Annotated in this window: 2 protein-coding genes; both read right to left on the reverse strand. The window is 73.7% G+C overall.

What is annotated here, in order from left to right; translation table 11 throughout:
* On the reverse strand, positions 1-1,454 hold a 1,454-nt coding region (locus VF468_11915), incomplete at its 3' end, for a UDP-N-acetylmuramoyl-L-alanyl-D-glutamate--2,6-diaminopimelate ligase (protein HEX5879004.1).
* Between the two features lie 20 nt (positions 1,455-1,474).
* A partial coding sequence (locus VF468_11920) for a penicillin-binding transpeptidase domain-containing protein (GenBank protein ID HEX5879005.1) occupies positions 1,475-2,336 on the reverse strand: 862 nt, incomplete at its 5' end.

The following is a 2,336-nucleotide window of genomic DNA, read 5'->3' on the forward strand; positions in this document are numbered from 1 at the left end:
TGCCCCTTCCCCGCGACCAGCACGCAGTCCCCGGCGACCGCTCGGGCGAGGCCGGTCTCGATCGCCGCCCGCCGGTCGCCGAGCTCGACGACCTCGGCCCGCTCCGTCGCGGGGACCTGCAGCGCACCCGCGATCACCGCCGCCCTGATCCGGCCGGGGTCCTCGCTGCGCGGGTTGTCGTCGGTGACCACGAGCACGTCGCCGAGCCTCGCAGCTACCTCCCCCATCAGCTCGCGCTTGCCGCGGTCCCGGTCGCCACCGGCCCCGATCACGGTGATCAGCCGGCCCTGGGTCATCGGCCTCAGGCCCGCCAGCACCGCCTCGACAGCATCGGGCTTGTGGGCGTAGTCGACGATCACGGTGAGGCCGAGGGGGTTGGGGATGCTCTCCATTCGGCCGGGTATCCCGGCCAGCCCGGAGACACCGGCACACGCCGCCGCCACCTCCACGCCCACCTCGCCGAGCGCGGCCACCGCCGCGAGGGCGTTTGCCACGTTGAACCGGCCGGCCACGGCCACCGACATCGGGTAGCGGCGACCGTCCGGCGCGACGACGACCAGGTTCGACCCGGCGGGACCGGCCACGACCTGCTCGGCGCGCCAGTCGGCCTCGACGGCGCCACCCGGTGAGAAGGTCCGGACCGGGACGCCGGCCTGCACTGTCAGCCGGCGGCCGTACGGATCGTCGAGGTTGACCAGGCCCCGGGCGGCCCGCTCCGGCGTGAACAACCCGGCCTTGGCGGCGAAGTAGTCCTCGATGCCGGCATGGAAGTCGAGGTGGTCGCGACCCAGGTTGGTGAAGACCGCCAGGTCGAACAGCACGCCGTCGACCCGGCCCATCACCAGGGCATGGCTGGAGACCTCCATCGCGCAGGCGCCCACGCCACGTTCCTCCATCACCGCGAACAGCGCGTGCAGGTCGGGGGCCTCGGGCGTGGTCAGCGCGGTCTTGACGAACGACCCGGCGATCCGGGTGCCGACGGTGCCGATCACCGCCGGTGTCTCCCCGGCGCCGGACAGTCCGGCCTCCAGCATGAAGCAGGTGGTGGTCTTGCCATGGGTGCCGGTGACGCCGATCGTGCGCAACCGCTGCGCCGCCCGGCCGTAGATCTCGGCCGCGACCTGCCCGAGCACGGCGCGCGGACGCTCCACCACCCACAGCGGCAGGCCGGCGCCCGCCTGGTCACCGCCCAGGTCGGCACCGGCCTGGTCGGTGAGCACCGCCGCGGCTCCGGCGGCCGCCGCCTGCCCGGCGAACCGGGCACCGTGCACCGTCGACCCGGGCAGCGCGGCGTAGAGGTCGCCGGGCTCGACCCGCCGGGAGTCCAGCGTGACTCCCGACACCGTCACACCCTCGCCGCCGGCCCGCAGGGAGCCGCCGAAGCGCTCCACCAGCACGCTCAGCTCGGACCGAGGAGATCGACTCGGTCGCCGGTCGGAACGGTCGGCTGGCACGGGCGTGAGGCTACCGAGGCCTACCAGTCAAGCGGCAGGTCGGGTGGCGTGGTCCCCGTCGGCGGCACGCCGTACTTGGCGAGGGCGTAGCTGGTGACGTCACGGAAGACCGGGCCGGCCCCGGTCCCGCCGCCCACGTTGCTCGCGGGCTTCTGGAGGACGACGTAGGTCAGGATCCGGGGCTTGTCGGCCGGTGCGAAGCCGCCGAACGACACCGTGTAGCCGCCGGCGGCATACCCGCCGCCCTCGGGATCGACGCGCTGCGCGGTGCCGGTCTTGCCCGCCACCCGGTAGCCGTCGACACGCGCCAGCGGCGCCGTGCCGCCCTCGGAGGTCACCATCTCCATCATGTCGGTCACGCTGTTCGCGGCGTCCGCGCTGATCACCTGCCGGGTCTGCGGCGCACGCACCGGCGTGACCGCGCCGCCGCTCCCGACGTACCCCTTGACCAGGCTCGGCTCGATGTAGGTGCCGTCGTTGGCGATGGCGCCGATCGCGGCGGCCATCTGCACCGCGTTCACCGAGATGCCCTGCCCGAAGGCGATGGTGTCCCGGCTGATCGGCAGCCAGGTGCTCGGCGGCGGCACGAGGCCCGCGGTCTCGCCGGCCAGTCCGAGGTGCAGGCGTCGCCCCAACCCGAAGTCGGTCAGGTAGGCGTACAGCTCCTCCGGCTCGAGCCGCTCGGCGGCCATCGCGGTGCCGATGTTGGACGACTGGGCGATCACACCGGCCAGGGTCAACCGGATCCGGTCGTGGACGAACCAGTCCTTGATGGTGTCCGGACCGCGCACGAGCACGGGTGGCACGGTCATCCGGGTCCGCGGCGTCACCTCGCCGGCGTCCACCAGCGCGGCGACGGTGAGCACCTTCTCCACGCTGCCC

It is taken from the genome of Actinomycetota bacterium, from assembly GCA_036280995.1.
Lineage (GTDB): Bacteria > Actinomycetota > CALGFH01 > CALGFH01 > CALGFH01 > CALGFH01.